1 protein-coding gene is annotated in these 238 nt (G+C 28.6%); it reads left to right on the plus strand.

Going from position 1 to position 238, the window contains the following annotated elements; genetic code table 11:
* A partial coding sequence (locus KVT27_RS26040; protein ID WP_217582318.1) for a hypothetical protein occupies window positions 1-238 on the plus strand: 238 nt, incomplete at both ends.

Below are 238 nucleotides of genomic sequence, written 5' to 3' on the forward strand. Positions count from 1 at the left end.
TATATTATTGCGACACCTGAAAATACTGCAAATAAGAAAAAATTGTTGGAAGTCAACGAAAGAGATAAGGAAGTTTTACTTACTTATGCAAAATATGTTGAAGAATTATTGAATAGTAATTATCAGCAACAGAATCAGGTTCAACTGCAACAACAATATGTATCAAAATTAAAAGAAAGAGGATTAGCTAGTTTTTCAGGAAGAGTTAGAAGAAAAGATTTGTATCATTCTTTCTGTA

It is taken from the genome of Lysinibacillus sp. GbtcB16, assembly GCF_019091145.1.
GTDB classification, from domain to species: Bacteria; Bacillota; Bacilli; order Bacillales_A; family Planococcaceae; genus Lysinibacillus; species Lysinibacillus fusiformis.